Origin of the sequence: Streptomyces sp. NPDC001744 (assembly GCF_042892575.1) — a bacterium.
Taxonomy (GTDB): Bacteria; Actinomycetota; Actinomycetes; order Streptomycetales; family Streptomycetaceae; genus Streptomyces.
On the sequence record NZ_JBIAUG010000005.1, the window covers coordinates 194,776 to 209,409 of the forward strand.

Sequence of the window (14,634 nt, forward strand, 5' to 3'; positions counted from 1 at the left end):
CCCCCTGCTCATCGGCCCAGCAGCCCCGTCGCGAGGCCGATCACCACCGGGGCCACCCCCACCGCCAGGAAGGCCGGCAGGAAGCAGAGCCCCACAGGTGCGCTGATCAGGACCTGTGCCCTGCGCGCTCTCGCGGCCGCCGTACGGGAGCGAGCAGCCCGCAGCGCGGCGGCGTACCGGGCCACGGCCTCCACCGAAGGAGCTCCCGAGGAACCGGCCCGCTCCATGCAGCGGGCGAGTCCCGCGGCGCCCTGTATCGCGCCGAACCTTCTCCACACCTCGGCCGGATCGCCCCCCAGGCGCAGTTCGGCGGCCGTGCGGGCGAGGCGCCCTCCGAGCGGGCCGCCCAGCGACCGGCCCACTGCCTCCGCCGCCTCGCCGGGGCCGGCCCCCGAAGCGGCGCACGCCGCCAACAGGTCCGCCGCCAGTGGAAGGTGGCGTACCGCCTCTTCGCCGTCCGGCGCCTCCGGTGCCCGCCGTCGAGGAATCCGCCCGCGTACCCCGCAGGCCAGCAGAGCCCCGGCGCCCAGGCCGGCGATCCCGCCGAAGAGAGCCCAGCCGAGTCCGGCCACCGCGAACGGCACCGCCCAGAGGTTCACCCACGGTGGTGATCCTCTCCGGATCCGCCGCCGACGCGGGGGCGACGTCCCCGTGAGGCTTCTCGCCCGTCGGCGCGTCCGACGTGCCCGCACCTCGCGCAGGGCCTCCCGGACGATCCGCCCGCACAGGTACACCGCGACCGTCACGAGCACCGCCGTTCCGAAGCCGTTCGCCGTCATGCCCGTTCCCCTCCTCGCACGATCCGCGCGGCCCACCACAGCCCGGCCGCCTCCAGGGACCCGCCCAGGGCCAGGCAGCCCAGTCCCGCCGGGGTGTGGAGCAGTACGCGCAGCGGTTCGGCACCGAGCGCCGCGCCGAGGGCGAGTCCCGCCGCCGGGAGCAACGCGAGGACGGTCACCGTGGCCCAGGCGCCGGCCAGCTCGGCCCGCAGCCGCTCCCGCTGCTCGTGGTGGCCCCGCAGGGCCCCCTCCAGACGGTCGAGTCCGGCAGCCAGGCCCGCGCCGCCGTCCACGGCCACCTGCCAGCAGGCCGCCATGCCCGCGAGACCGTCGGCCCCGTCCTGCCGGGCCGCTCTCCGCAGCGCCTCCGGTACGTCCCCGCCGAATCGCGCCGCCGCGAGCACCCCCGCCTCGTCACCGTCCAGGGCGCCCGTCTCCCGGGCCGCGAAGGACAACGCCTGTGCGGGCTGCCACCCGGCCCCCAGCTCTCCGACGACCGCCCCGCACAGGGCGACCACCCGTTCGGCCCGTGCCTCGCGCTCCCTCCGCCGTCCGGCGGCCCGCAGGCGCCGTGCGACCAGGGGCACCGCGAGCGCTCCCGCCACCAGTGGCAGCGGCGACTCGCCGAGCAGGGCGAGGAGCCCGGCCGCCGGCAGGCACAGCCACGCGCGCCGCTCCCGCGACAGGACCCACCGTCGTGCGACCGTCGCCCGCCACGCCGCGGCCCGGCCGCGCCCTTCGGACGCTCCGCCCCTCAGCACCGTCCGCGCGCGGGCGGCCCCGCGCCGCCGCTCGACCGTCCGCCACAGGGCGAGTCCCGCGCAGAGCACCGCCGCACAGCGCGCCGGCTCCAGTACCCCCGTCACCGCGACCCCCTTCCGATCAGCGCGTCCAGCCGCGCCCAGCCCCGCTCCCGCTCGAATCCGGACGTGCCCCAGCGCAGCGCGGGAACCGTCCGGACCAGCCCGTCCCGGTCGCGCTCCAGAACGTGGATCTCGGCGATCCGCCGCCGGCCGTCCCGGTTCCGGGCGAGGTGGAGCACGGCCGAGAGCCCGGCGCCCAACTGGCTGTGCAGGGCGGCCCTGTCGAGTCCGGCTGCCGTTCCCAGTGCTTCGAGCCGCGCCGGAACGTCCGCCGCCGTGTTGGCGTGAAGCGTTCCGCACCCTCCCTCGTGACCCGTGTTGAGGGCCGCGAGGAGGTCCACGGCCTCCCCTCCTCGCACCTCGCCGACCACCAGCCGGTCGGGCCTCATCCGCAGCGCCTGCCGGACCAGGTCCCGCAGGGTGACGAGCCTGGACTTAGGAACAGTTCGCCTGTCTCATGACGTCTCCTGTCTCACCAATACAGGCCCCAGGAAGCGATCCGACTCGGGAGTTGAGACCCAGCATCTGTCTCACCACCACCCCCGAACGTTACGAATTCGTTATGCACACGAGTCGAGCGGTCGCCGTGCAAGCACCTCGCGCCCGCCACATCGAACAGGCTTGGAGCCGGCCGGGTCAGGGCGCTCGTTGCGCTGTGCATCGCCACACGAAGACCTCCAGCTTCTGGAGATCGCCGCGTCGACTCTGCGATGGAGGCAGACCTGGATCCCTAGGATGAGCGATGACCGGTACGCATGTGTGCCACGGCTACGCCTGGCTGCATCAAGAGGGAAGAGAGCGCCGTAGTGCCGCTGGAGGTTGTATACGGCGAGAGCCGAGACCGGAGCACCGCATCGCAGCTGGCGGAAAAGCTGCGTGACGTGGTCTCCGATGGCACGGTGTATCTCGGATACCCGGTGCTGGCCACGGCTGACGACCGTGTTGAGGTGGATGCTCTACTGGTCAGTAGGAGCCACGGACTCGTAGCTTTCCTCCTCGAAGACACCATTCCACGCGATGCGGACGGATGGGAGGCCGTCTCCTCGGCCCAGGATCGTCTGTACAACGTCCTGGAGAGCACGCTCGGCAAGCACAGCGGGCTGCGTCGGCGTCGGCAGCTGGCCCTGGAGATCTCCACGGCCACCGTCTTCCCGGGCCCGGTAGGCGATCAGCCCTCCGACGTCGAGGGCATCTATTGCGACCTACTAGACGTCGCCACGGAAGTGGCGGGTCTTGACGGTATCGACGAGGACACCGAGCGGGCACTGCAAGCGGCACTGCAGCGAGTAACAACGATCAAGCCGGTCAAAAAGCGCTCATCGGTCCAAGATGCATCCTCCCGCGGCGCCGCCTTGAAGGTGATCGAACGGGGCATTGCGAACCTAGACCAGTGGCAGAAGGCTGCCGCAATCGAGACGCCTGAGGGGCCGCAGCGGATCCGCGGTCTGGCCGGGTCGGGCAAGACGGTGGTTCTGGCTCTTAAGGCTGCCTACTTGCATACCCAGCACCCCGAGTGGCGCATCGCAGTCACCTTCCACTCCCGAGCCCTGTATCAGCAGATCCAGGACCTGGTGGAACGCTTCACGTTTGAATACAGCAATGACCGTTACGACGAGCAGTTTCTGCAGATCATGCACTCCTGGGGGTCAAGCTCCAAGGCGGGCATGTATAGCGAGATGGCCCGTGCTGTTGGGGTGACGCCGCGGGACTGGAGCTACGCGCGCGCCACCTATGGCATGGACAACGCCTTCCAGGGGGTGTGCCAGGAACTCCTCGCGGTGGTACGTGCCGGCTCGCCCGAGCCGGTCTTCGATGCGGTCCTCATCGACGAAGCCCAGGATCTTCCACCGGAGTTCTTCCAGCTCGTCTATCTACTGACGAAGGATCCCAAGCGCATCGTCTGGGGATACGACGAGCTTCAGAAGCTGTCGGAGTCGGCTATGCCCGGGACAGATGAGCTATTCGGAACAGGCCCTTCAGGGGAAAGCCTCGTCAGTCTCGCTCAGCAGGACAAGCAGCCGCGGCGCGACATTGTGCTGCCGGTCTGCTACCGCAACACTCCCTGGGCACTGGCCACGGCTCATGCCTTGGGAATCGGTGTTTACCGCGAAGATGGTCTGCTGCAGCACTTCGACGCCCCCGAGCTGTGGGGGGACATCGGCTACAACACGGTCCACGGCAGTCTTACTCTCGGCTCAGCGGTAACGTTGGAGCGGGCAGAGTCGAGCTCCCCGCCCTACTTCCGTGAACTGCTCAACTCGGACGACGCGGTCATAATGAAGCGTTTCGACGATCAGGCTGCCCAGGACATCTGGGTAGCTCAGCAGATCAAGAAGAACTTGACCGAGGACGAACTTGAGCACGACGACATCCTGATCGTCTTGCCCGACGTCTACCGTGCCAAGTCCCGAGCCCCGCGGCTAATGCAGACACTCCTGCAACACGGGATCCCCTCGCATCTGGTGGGCGTCGGCACAAGTGTCGACGAGGTTTTCAAACGGGACTCCGTCGCCTTGGCCCACATTTACCGGGCCAAGGGCAACGAGGCTCCTATGGTCTACGTCGTCGATGCTCAATATGCGAACAGTGATCATCAGGTTGTCACCCGTCGAAACACCCTCTTCACCGCCATCACCCGCAGCAGAGCGTGGGTCCGCGTTGTGGGTTGGGGCGACCGAATGGACGCGATCTCCCGCGAGATCGACACGGTGCGGGAGAAGAACTTCCGACTCGGCTTCACTATCCCCTCACGCGAGGAGCTGGCCCAGCTTCGCCACCTTCACCGCGACCGCTCTGAGGATGACCATGCTGTGGTGCAGAAGGCCACGGACGGACTTCAGGCCTTCCTTGAAGCCTACGAGACCGATCAGATCGATCTCTATGACCTTCCGCCCGCAATGCGGACACGGCTGGTGATGAAGCTCAAGGAAGACATGCCGCGTGACGACAACTAGAACGGTCGCCGAGGAGGTCCGAAACCTCCTCGACTACCTTCTCAACGCGGAAATAGCCGCTTACGTCAACACGGTCTCTGTCAGCGGAACGCGCGTCTCCTGGCATGCGACAGACCCTGGAATCCCTTTCCTGGTCAATCGAGGGGACCCAACCCTTCAGGACTACCGGCGATGGGCTCAAGCCGGCGCCTATTCGGCTCTCCTGCTCGATGGCGCGTTGCTGCAGATCACCTACGAGGTCGAAGGGGGAGAAATCGCCGGACACCGACTCGCCTACATTCCCTGCCCCTATCGGCTGGACAGCGAACTCGTGCGCCAAGATCCGATCGTCGATGTAATTGATCTCCACATCGAGACCGAGCCAACGAACATGGTCCTGCACTCCGCGATCCGATTCGACTTTGACCCGGTTGCTGCGGCTCCAGGGCATCCAGCAGCACACTTGACTATCAATTCTGCGAACTGCCGAATCGCCTGCGCTGCACCGATGCACATCGGACGGTTCACCGACTTCATCTTCCGGAATTTCTATCCCGACCTATGGAAAGCTCATCTCCCTTTCTTCGAGACTTCAGCGGCAAGGGAAGCCGGCCCCCGCACCCTCACTCAAGATGAGCGTAATGTCCCGCACCTGTACTGGAGCTAAGTAACCTGACATGGTAAGGAACCAGGCTGCTTTAGAGGCCAAGTAGCTGTAGTCGTGGAATACGTGCCGGGTCCCGCATGATGCACGCGGGACCCGCAGCCTCCGCGGTCTAGCTAGTGCCGGGATCTTTCACGGGCGCGAGATTCGATCAGCCAGCTCGTTGATCCGCTTCTGGGCGGCGGCAACGATAGCCCGGAGATCGTCGTCAGCGACCGCGATGAGGTCGTCGGGATCAATGGATTCGATGGACTTCATCGTGGAGCTGATCGTCTTGGTGAAGCGCGTCCGCTGTTCCCGGATCGAGATCTCTGGGTCAGAGGTGACCGTCTCGACGATGAGTGCCTGAACCGCTTCGTAGGCTTCGGCCACCGCTTCTGGCGTGGCCTTCTCGTCTTGGACGACCGCTACGTAGGATGCGGCCTTCTCCTTGGCTTGGGCAGGTAGGTCAACTGGCAGGCCGGCCGGTGTCTTGGCCTTGCCTTGGTCAGCAACCCGCCGAATGTACTCGACGCGCTCGGCCTTACGAACTTCGGCTGCTCGAACTTCGAGTGCCTGCTTGGCCGCCTCAGCGGTTCGCTGGTCTGCGATGATCGCAACCTTCAGCGCAGTGGGGTTCTCCTTGACCTCCAGCGCTTTGGTGGGGCGGATACCGGCGACCTCGGCTGCCGCTGCGACCAAGGCGCTTCGCTCCGAGGTGGAGTTTCTCCGGGAGCTGTAAAACTGGCCCCAGATTTCCTCGTCAGGAAGAGCGACGGGTTCGTGTCCGGGGAACAGATCGGCACCTCCGAACTGGACTACGCCAGCCTCCTTTGCCGATTCCCAGGCATGCAGATAGCGAAGGACACGCTCGGACGAGGTGCCTGACCGGCGCGCAAACTCGGCAGCGGAAATCTTCGCAGGACGGCTGGAAGCCGCCTGCTTGCCGTCGGCGCCCTTGGACACCTGGCAGGCCACGAAGAACGCAAGCCACCAGCCTCCTGAACGGTCCAGCGCTGCCCATGCCTTGATGTCCCGGTCTCGCTGGTCCTCGCTGTACCCGGTGACCCCGTCCGCAGCGAGCATCGTGCGGACCGCGCCCCGCATCTTGTCCATGCGCCGGCGAATCTCAGGGACGCCCTCATTAGGGTGAGGAACCTGGAGAACCTTCAGCACGTACTCGGGCTTGTGCCCGAGGCCGAAGGGGGGCTTGGCCTCGATGAACTCCTTGAATGAGGCGAAGGGCTGGTCGACATTGACGTCGGAGGGAACCTGCTGCCAGGTCCCCTCCTCGACGACCGCCGCAAGCAAGTCGAGGAACCCTCCGGGGGTGCCGCCGTTTCGCTCAAGGCTGGTGCGGAGCTGGTAGACCCGCTGCTGGTCCTCTGTGAGATAACTGTTGGACTCGACTCGCACGGTCATCTAGGTCTCCTAAGCCAGGTGCTTACTGATGTTGAGAGCCACCTGGAGCCGCTTCTCCGCCCTCTGAAGCGTATTCGCCTCGTCCGCACTGAATCCGCAAGCCTGCTTCAACGCGAAGTTCGCCCTGGTCATGGCATCGGCGTATCCGGGCTTGTCCGGTGTCACGCCGCGCCGTGCAAGTTCGCTCTTGACCGCGTCAGCAGCCTTCGACTTGAGGATCTCGATCTGGGCTCGATCCGTCCTCGGAGCTGCAGCAGCTGTGGCTGCTGAAGCCTCCGACCGCGGGGGCGGAATCGTCTCACTCTGGACGCTGACACCAGCGAACTCGAGGATCTTCTTCAGCTTGGTGGCGTCCTCGCCGGAGTCCGCCATCACCTTGTAACCCTCGATCAGGAGGAACTCGTCCGCTTCGACATCGGTGTCGTTGCTGGCTGCCCGAGTCGTGGTTGCCACGGAGGCCTCCACGTAGGAGAAGGCTTCCTGAACAAACTCTCCCGGTTCGCGCGTGTCGTCGTCGCGCTCCTGGATGATTCGAAGACCCTGCATCTCCTCGTCGCGCAGAACATTGAGGAAGTTCTGCATCTTGGGATCGTCGGGCGCGACGATGATGCAGGACTGTTGGCGGGGACGCGGGCCCTCCTTCCAAACTCGCAGTCCGCGGCCGACCAGCTGCTGCAGGTGCCCCTCGTCGCGGTAGTTCGTCAGCACGCCAACCACCGTGATCTCCGGGCAGTCATAGCCGATGAACGCCATGCGGACCGTCACCAGCAGGTCCATCGGCTTGAACTTGAAGTCGGCTAGTGCCTGGCCCGCAGCTCCGCCGTCGGCCGAGACCGCCAGCCCGACCCTCAGGTCGGGGTAGGTCTCATGGAGGTACTTGACGACCTTCTTCGCCTCAGCTTGCTGCATACAGGAGATCAAGCCGCGGTAGGCCCGGTTGAACTTCTGCTTGTCCCGGATGGACTTGACCACCAGGTCCACCAGCGGCTTCCAGGTCCGCTCGTCCTTCAGCGCCGCCCTCAGCTCACTGCCGTCGTCGGAGAGGTTGAACTCCAAGAGAGTGTCGCCGCGACCGGTCTCCGGGTCACTCATGGTGCGCTTGGAGATACGGGCGTCGGTGAGCTTCATCTCGAAGGTACGAAGGTAGCCCTCAGCGATGCCGTCGACGTAGGTGGCTTCGGCGTGGCGGACTAGCCGCTCCTTCCCAGAGTCCCGATGGGGCTCGTAGTCGGCAAGAATCAGCTTCTGGTTGTCCGCGCGGTACGGCGTGCCGGTCAGCAGCAACGTGTGCAGGGCGTACTCGTGCAGCTTCTTGATCAACTCGCCTGCTCGGGTACCGCCGCCATCGGTGTCGTCACCGCAGAACTGGGCCTCGTCGGCGATCAGGAGGAACCGTCCGCGATTGCGGGTGGCCCACCGGGTGAACGTCTCTTCGTTCGTGACTAGCGCACTGTAGGTAGCGACGAAGCCGCTGTTGCGCTCGCCGCCGGGGATGAGCGGCACCTCGTTGACGCGATGCCGGATCTTTCCGAGCCTCTTGGTGGCGTCAAAGAGATCGCACAGGCCTCCAGTGACGTTGCCACTGGCATCTGTTGTCATCCAGCCGATCTCGCACTGCTCTGCAAGCGCCGTTCGAGGGGCGAAGACCGCGATGTGGTCGATCATCCCCTCCCTGATCAGCCGGGTGGCCAATGACTGGTACGCGAGGGTTTTACCTGATCCAGGAGACGCAAGCACCACCGTGCGGTCCTCGCCGGCGGAGATCCGCTCCAGAACGCGGTCAATCAGGTTGGCCTGGAACGGGCGGGGGACGAAGGTGTCACGGAAGTGCATATCACGTCCTTTGCTCAAATTGCATGGATTACAGAGGGCTTGCCCGTTCTCCACCTCTGTCCGTCCGCCGTCGGCCCATGGGATGCGGTGATCCGCATGCCATCCCTCGTCCAACAGCTGAAGGCATCGCTGACAGCGGCCCTCGGCGTTCTCGTAGAGTCGCTGCCGTTGCGACGAGCTGAAGAACCGGCGAGGATCAAGATCGACCACGAGAGCTGTACTTCCCCTCTGCAGGCCATAACTGACGGCTCGAAGGCTAGCGCCAGCCACTGACACTCCGGGCCGCTTACGGCAAACGGTGCCAACAGCAGTCGGCGACACCTCAAGGCCAGCCGCCCCCGCAGCTCTGAGAACTAGAGCGCGAGGGCGGCTGGCCGGAAGTGACTAGTGGATTGCCTGAGCAATCCGATCGCGAAGGCTGCTATCGCTGAGAGCGTCAACGTCACGCCACGCGGCATCGGACACTTCGTCGGTCTGGAGTTCGCCGATGTCGGCGTTGGTGCGGAAGAGGAAGCGGAAGTCGAAGTGCTGGTGGGCAGGCTCGTCCTTGGCGGGGTTCGCGCCGATGGGGTGGACGTCGATGTGGAGGGGGGTCTGGCTGTGCGGGTTGATCACGTGCGGCGGGATGCCGGTCTCCTCGGTGAGCTCACGGCCGGCAGCCTGGAGGAGGGTGTCGTCGGAGGCTTCGAGGTGGCCGCCGGGCAGCAGCCACTTCTGGGTGGCGTTGTGGAGGATGTGCAGGATGCGGCCGTCGGGGCCGATGAGGATCGCGCCGGCGGTGACGTGGCCGGGCAGTGTCTTGCGGCTGGTGAGGTCGTCGCCGTCGTCCAGGAGGCCGAGGACGACGCCGAGCTCGGTCTTCGCTTCGGGGTGCTGGTCGAGGTAGTCGGCGAGGGTGTTGCGGATGTGGTCTGCCGTGATGGCCATGGTGATCACCTATTGAAGTAGTTGAGCCAGGTCGCCGCGATCGCGGCGCGGTCGGCCGCGGGGACCTCATGGATGCCGGGGGCGAGGTCTTCGCGGGTGAGCATCCTGATCGCGGCGAGGATCTCGGCCTGGACCAGGAAGATGAACGGCCCAACGCTGGCGCCGTGGATGAAGTTGACGGCGTTGCCGCCGTTCGCCAGATAGAAGTAGTGGCCGGTGGTCTGGTAGCGGGTGACGTGGTCGCCGACCTGCGTGCGGGTGTAGACGTCGGGCAGGCCAGCGAGGTCGAGTTCGTCCTCGCTGCTGGTGACGGTGGCGATGTAGGTGCCGTTGCGGAGGTGGGCGAAGTCCTCTCCCCGCAGGGAAAGCGCTCCGGTCGCGCAGAGGACCAGCCCGGCGACGGCCAGGGCGGCCTCGCGGTCACGGGCGACGACGAAGCCCTGGGAGAGGGCCTGGGTGCGGCGGACGGGGTCGATGTCGAAGACGGTGACCTGGACTCCCTTGGCGTGCAGGAGCCGGGCGATGGAGGAGCCGAGCTTGCCGAAGCCGATCACCAGGGCGGGCCGGCCGTGGAGGATGTCGCCGCGACCGCGCATGACGGCCTCGGTGGAGAAGACGACGGACTGGCCGACGAGGAAGTCCTCGGGGTCCTTCAGCGGGGACCGGGCGACCGAGATGACCGGGCAGGGCAGTTTGTCGAGGTCCTCGTAGCGCCGGTGCCCGTTCTCGGTGTCCTCGATGACCCCGGCGAGCCGGCCGGTGAAGCGGCTGTGGACCGTCTCGAGGGTGGGTGCGAAGTAGCCGCCGACGTCCAGCAGGCAGGTTGCCTCCCCGGCGGCCCGGGACTCGATGTAGTCCAGGGCGGTGTCGGAGTCGGCGAACAGCTCGCGGGTGAGCGTGTCGACGACCGTGGTGTGCTCAACCTCGCGCCGGGCGGCGGCGTTGATGGACTTCGGCTTGGGCAGCACCGCCTTCAGAGCGGTCATCGCCGCGACGGCACGGACGAAGGAGGGCCGCTCAGGCAGCAGGTGCGTGATCAGGAAGGCGGCAGTCTTCTCGTCGGGGGCGAAGGTGGTGGAGATCTTGGTGAAGTAGGCGTCCAGCCGGGCGCGCTCGAAGATTTCCATGGCGATGTCCCTCTCCGGTGATGAGTCGGGCGGTGCATGGGGCTGGGTGGTTCAGGCGGTGCGGGAGGTGCGGCAGGCGAAGCCGAACAGCAGTCGGCCGCGGGCGAGAGCGGCGTCGAGGTAGGCGTCGACGCGGGGTGCGTCGGCGCACTGGGCGAGCGGGTCGAGCCCGAGGACCAGGGCGGCCCGACCGTGGTCACGGACCATGCGGGTCCACTGCGGGTGGGAGGGCAGCTTCAGGCCCCAGCGGGCGCCGGGGAACCTCAGCACGACGTGCGAGCCGACGGTCACCAAACTTCCGAGGGTGTCGGGGGCCGGGTCCTCGGCCCGGGCAAGACCGCCCAAGGTCTCGCCAAGGTGGCGCATGCGGGCCTCGATGGCGGCGGGGGTGTCGTGGCTGGTGCGGCCGAGCCGGTGGGCCAGCAGGAGGTGAGCGACCTGCTGCCCGTCGGCGGCGGTGCCGGGCCAGGTCCAGGCGCCCAGCGAGGCCGGCAGACCGGTTTCCGGGCCGTTCGTGGGGGCGGTGCGGGTCAGCACGTCCGAACCTCTTCAACGGCCCGGAAGGTTGTGGCCGACGGGGCGGTAGGGAAGTGGGACCAGACGATCTTTCCGTACGGCTGGCGGGGAGCGATGCCCCAGCGGGCGGCGAGGGCGGTGACGATCACCAGGCCCCGGCCGGTCTCGTCCGCCGCCGGGTCAGGGCAGGCGAGCTCGGTCAGGGGCTGGTGCGGGTCACGGCTGTCGTGGACCTCCAGGCGGATTCCGCCGTCGTCGGGCTCCAGACGGACGAGGAAGCCGTGGTCGGCGTCGCTGCCGTGGGCAAGCGCATTGGTGGCGAGTTCCGAGACGACCAAGCGGATGTCGCCGGTGCCGTCCACGCCCCAGTCCCTCAGCGTCCGGGTGGTGAAGTCACGTGCCGCTTTGACCGATTCGGGCTGGTGGTCGAAGAACCTCTGTGTCGCTTCAGGCATGGGTGCCTCACATGTCGTGGTCCAAGGCGGGGGCGGGACTGCGGCGGGCTCGTTCGGGCATGGCCCCGGCAGGGCCCGAGGCGGCCTTGTGGGGGCCCCGGACCAGCAGCAGCCGGGCGCCGGCAGCGGTGATCCGGGCTTGGCGGGGGACGGCTATCGCCTTCGGCCCAAGGTGCGAGAGGGCGGGCAGGACGACGCCGTAGGTGACGTGCAGCTCCAAGACGTCCAGCAGGCCGGTGAACGCGGCCGACCGCTCGGTGCCGACCGTCCGTTCGGTGAAGACGCCGTGCAGGGCGAGTTCGTGCCGACGGCAGTACTCGGCCAGAGCGTCGTGCAAAGCGTCCTGACGGGCCCGGGAGACCCGCACCAGCCTCAGAAAGCCGTAGACGACCGGGCCGCTGACGCCGCGATGCTCGGTGAGGGGCTCCATCGTCCGCAACCATCCAAAGGTCCGATAACTGGTGTCACCGGTCAGCCTGGCCCCGCCCCAACCTCCAGGGAATGACCGCCTGTTGCACTTCCGTGGCACTTGCGTCTCCCCACCTGGGCCCGACGTGCTTCGATGACGGCGGGAAGGGAGCGACGTGTGGCGACCGTGCACCACTGGACTGGGCTGGAGGCCAAGGCACTCCGGCTCGCGCTGCGGCTGAGCGTCCGGGCGTTCGCCGAACACCTCGGTGTCGGCGTGCGGACCGTCTCCAAGTGGGAGAAACTCCAGGCGTTAACCGAGCCCCGCCCGGACACCCAGGCGATCCTCGACACGGCCCTGGCCCGCGCGGACGCCGCCGCCCATCTGCGGTTCGAGACGTTCCTGTCCGAGGCCGGACGGCCCGGGACGGAGACCGCTGGCCAACGGGTGACGCCCGCCGGTCCGCTGGCCTGGGAGTACGAGTCGTGGACCGACGACCTCGACCGGGCAGTGGTCGCCCTGTCCCGGCAGGACTTCACCTTCGCCGAGAGCCTCATCAGCCGGTGGACCAGCCGCTTCACTCCGCTGCGGCTCGATGACCGAGGCCTGTATCTCTTCGCCCGCTCGACCGCCCTCCTCGGCGACCTCCAGCGCGACCAGGGCAGTGTGGTCGGACCGCTGTCCGCCCAGCGCTCCTATGTCACCGCCAAGTCGCTGTTCACGCAGCTCGACATCCCTCGCCGGATCGCCCAGCTTGACCTGTCCCTGGCCGTGGTCGCTGAGATGTCCGGGAAGCTGGAGATGGCCGCCCGCCAGTACGAGCACCTAGCCGTCGACGACCGTCTCTCCCGCCGCGACCGGGCCCGATCGCGGCTGTGGGTGGGGACCGCGCTGAGCAAGGACGGTCAGCACGACTATGCGACCCGCGTGATGCTGGCCGCGACCCGCGACTTCGAGGACCTCGCCGAACCGGAGGACTGGTCGGTGGCCCATCAGAAGATCGCCCTGGCCCACCGAGGGGCCGGCGACCTCTCCTCCGCCCTGCACTTCATCACCGTCGCCCGCGGCACCGCCACCACTGACGCCCCCATGCAGCGGGTCCGTCTGGACACCGCCCACGGACACATCCTGCTGAGCGACCCCGCGACCCGCGATGATGGCCTTCAGGTCCTCGACAAGGCCGCGACCATGGCCGCCCGCTTCGGGCTGTCCCATCAGCTGGCCAGCATCGAGAACATCAAGGCCATGAGCACGGGGCCGTCCGGCCCCGCCAGCCGGTGACCAGGGAGAGAACAGGCGTGGGCGACAACCAGCAGACCATCACCGAAGACCAGTGGCGCCGGACCAAGCTGATCTGGGACTACCACCTCATGGGCCAGCCACTGCGGCCCACCGACGTGGCGATCGGCCTGGGCAGCCACGACCTCGGCGTCGCCGCGGCCGCGGCCGACCTCTATCACCGCGGCCTGTTCCCGAAACTGGTGTTCACCGGTGGCAACAGCCCCACAACGAAGGCCCGCTTCCCGCGCGGCGAGGCTGTCCACTTCCGTGAGCACGCTCTCGAACTCGGTGTCCCTGACTCCGCGATCCTCGTCGAGCCGAACGCCGCGAACACCGGCCAGAACATCACCCTCACCCGCGACCTGCTGACATCCGTCGGCATCGTCCCGGCGAGGGTGATGCTGGTCTCCAAGCCCTATATGGAGAGGCGGTCCTTCGCCACCGCCCGGAAGCTGTGGCCCGACGTCGAGATCGTGTGCGCGTCGGAACCCCTGGAACTGGACGACTACTTCAAGAGCATCGGCGACGAGAAACTCGTGGTGGACATGCTCGTCGGCGACCTCCAGCGAGTGATCGAGTATCCGAAGCAGGGCTTCGCCATCGCCCAGGACGTCCCGGAGGACGTGCATGCCGCATACGAGTCCCTCATCCGTGACGGCTTCACCAGCCGCCTCATCTCCTGACCAGCCCGCCTCTGGCGGGCTGTGTGCGATCCACCAGCCCAACCTGTTCCCGAGGCTGACCACCCTGGCCAAGCTGTTCGCGGCGGACGCCTGGATCGTCCTCGACGACGTCCAGTTCACCCGCCGCGACTACCAGCACCGCACCCGCCTCGCGGCCCTGGAGGACCCGGACCGAACCAAGTGGCTGTCCATCCCCACCCACCTGCCCCAGGGCCGTCAGACCGCCATCCGGGACGCTCTGATCGCCGACCCCGCCGCAGCTCGGCGGCGGACCGAGGCGATGATCCGGCAGGAATACCGGACCAGCCCCCACTGGTCCGCTCTCCAGACGGCTCTGGAACCCGTTTGGGCCGCGTTCGACACCGGCCGGACCGCCACCGTCGCCGAGACCTCCACCCGCATCCTGCTGGACCTCCTCGGCTGGTCAGGCCGCGTCCTGACCTCCGGCAGGCTGTCCGCCCGGACCGAGCGATCCGAGCGGCTCGCCGACCTCACCGCCGCAACTGGTGCCGGCGCGTATCTGTGCGGGACCGGTGGGATGACGTATCTCAACCCGGCCCCGTTCACCGCCCACGGCATCGCCGTCGCCCCGTTCCTACCCCCGGCCGACGGGATCTGGACCTCCGCCCGGCGCGTCACCGCCCTGTGGGCCCTGGCCCACCTCGGCCCCACCGGCCTCTCCGCCCGACTCCGGGCCCTCACCGGAGCCCCGGACTCGCTCGAAGCCGCGGCCTGAGCACGTATCGCTGTACTTCCCCCCTTC

At 67.5% G+C, this 14,634-nt stretch carries 14 protein-coding genes and 1 pseudogene; 5 read left to right on the forward strand and 10 right to left on the reverse strand.

The window, feature by feature from the left end:
- Positions 1-8 precede the first annotated feature (8 nt).
- The 3 genes and pseudogenes from ACFYZY_RS08835 to ACFYZY_RS08845 all read right to left on the reverse strand — a co-directional run.
- Positions 9-779, reverse strand: a complete 771-nt coding sequence (locus ACFYZY_RS08835; protein WP_388691052.1) for a type II secretion system F family protein — start codon at positions 777-779, stop codon at positions 9-11.
- Entirely contained in the window at positions 776-1,645 is an 870-nt protein-coding gene (locus ACFYZY_RS08840; protein WP_388691055.1) for a type II secretion system F family protein, read from the reverse strand. The genes ACFYZY_RS08835 and ACFYZY_RS08840 overlap by 4 nt, the downstream gene beginning before the upstream one ends.
- Positions 1,642-2,070, reverse strand: a pseudogene (locus ACFYZY_RS08845) (ATPase, T2SS/T4P/T4SS family); the annotation flags it as partial. The pseudogene ACFYZY_RS08845 and the gene ACFYZY_RS08840, both read right to left, overlap by 4 nt.
- 378 nt (positions 2,071-2,448) lie before the next feature.
- Here ACFYZY_RS08845 and ACFYZY_RS08850 point away from each other — a divergent pair.
- The gene (locus tag ACFYZY_RS08850) at positions 2,449-4,596 is read left to right on the forward strand and encodes a DEAD/DEAH box helicase (RefSeq protein WP_388691057.1); all 2,148 of its coding nucleotides are present in this window, start codon (positions 2,449-2,451) and stop codon (positions 4,594-4,596) included.
- On the forward strand, positions 4,583-5,242 hold the full coding sequence (locus ACFYZY_RS08855; RefSeq protein WP_388691060.1) for a DUF2290 domain-containing protein: 660 nt from the start codon (positions 4,583-4,585) through the stop codon (positions 5,240-5,242). The genes ACFYZY_RS08850 and ACFYZY_RS08855 overlap by 14 nt, the downstream gene beginning before the upstream one ends.
- 129 nt (positions 5,243-5,371) lie before the next feature.
- Here ACFYZY_RS08855 and ACFYZY_RS08860 read toward each other — a convergent pair whose 3' ends face one another.
- The 7 genes from ACFYZY_RS08860 to ACFYZY_RS08890 form a co-directional block, all read right to left on the reverse strand.
- Complete coding sequence (locus tag ACFYZY_RS08860) at positions 5,372-6,640, reverse strand: hypothetical protein (RefSeq protein WP_388691063.1); 1,269 nt, start codon at positions 6,638-6,640, stop codon at positions 5,372-5,374.
- A 9-nt stretch (positions 6,641-6,649) separates the two neighbouring features.
- A complete protein-coding gene (locus ACFYZY_RS08865; RefSeq protein WP_388691066.1) occupies positions 6,650-8,743 on the reverse strand; it encodes an HNH endonuclease in 2,094 nt (697 codons plus the stop codon).
- Between the two features lie 114 nt (positions 8,744-8,857).
- Positions 8,858-9,400 (reverse strand): NUDIX hydrolase, encoded by a 543-nt coding sequence (locus ACFYZY_RS08870; protein WP_388691069.1) that lies wholly within the window; start codon positions 9,398-9,400, stop codon positions 8,858-8,860.
- Positions 9,401-9,405: 5 nt separating this feature from the next.
- Complete coding sequence (locus ACFYZY_RS08875; RefSeq protein WP_388691071.1) at positions 9,406-10,527, reverse strand: adenosylhomocysteinase; 1,122 nt, start codon at positions 10,525-10,527, stop codon at positions 9,406-9,408.
- Between the two features lie 51 nt (positions 10,528-10,578).
- Positions 10,579-11,064, reverse strand: coding sequence for a DUF5949 family protein (locus ACFYZY_RS08880; RefSeq protein WP_388691074.1), 486 nt, complete (start codon positions 11,062-11,064; stop codon positions 10,579-10,581).
- Positions 11,058-11,498: an ATP-binding protein gene (locus ACFYZY_RS08885; protein ID WP_388691077.1), complete on the reverse strand. Its 441-nt coding sequence runs from the start codon at positions 11,496-11,498 to the stop codon at positions 11,058-11,060. The genes ACFYZY_RS08880 and ACFYZY_RS08885 overlap by 7 nt, the downstream gene beginning before the upstream one ends.
- Positions 11,499-11,505: 7 nt before the next feature.
- On the reverse strand, positions 11,506-11,928 hold the full coding sequence (locus ACFYZY_RS08890; RefSeq protein ID WP_388691079.1) for a hypothetical protein: 423 nt from the start codon (positions 11,926-11,928) through the stop codon (positions 11,506-11,508).
- Between the two features lie 156 nt (positions 11,929-12,084).
- Here ACFYZY_RS08890 and ACFYZY_RS08895 point away from each other — a divergent pair, with 156 nt between their 5' ends.
- The 3 genes from ACFYZY_RS08895 to ACFYZY_RS08905 are packed head-to-tail and all read left to right on the forward strand — an operon-like array spanning position 12,085 to position 14,607.
- The gene (locus tag ACFYZY_RS08895) at positions 12,085-13,188 is read left to right on the forward strand and encodes a helix-turn-helix domain-containing protein (protein WP_388691082.1); all 1,104 of its coding nucleotides are present in this window, start codon (positions 12,085-12,087) and stop codon (positions 13,186-13,188) included.
- Between the two features lie 17 nt (positions 13,189-13,205).
- On the forward strand, positions 13,206-13,871 hold the full coding sequence (locus ACFYZY_RS08900; RefSeq protein WP_388691342.1) for a YdcF family protein: 666 nt from the start codon (positions 13,206-13,208) through the stop codon (positions 13,869-13,871).
- Positions 13,816-14,607: a WbqC family protein gene (locus tag ACFYZY_RS08905; protein WP_388691085.1), complete on the forward strand. Its 792-nt coding sequence runs from the start codon at positions 13,816-13,818 to the stop codon at positions 14,605-14,607. Before ACFYZY_RS08900 ends, ACFYZY_RS08905 begins: the two co-directional genes overlap by 56 nt.
- The last annotated feature ends 27 nt before the right edge of the window (positions 14,608-14,634 follow it).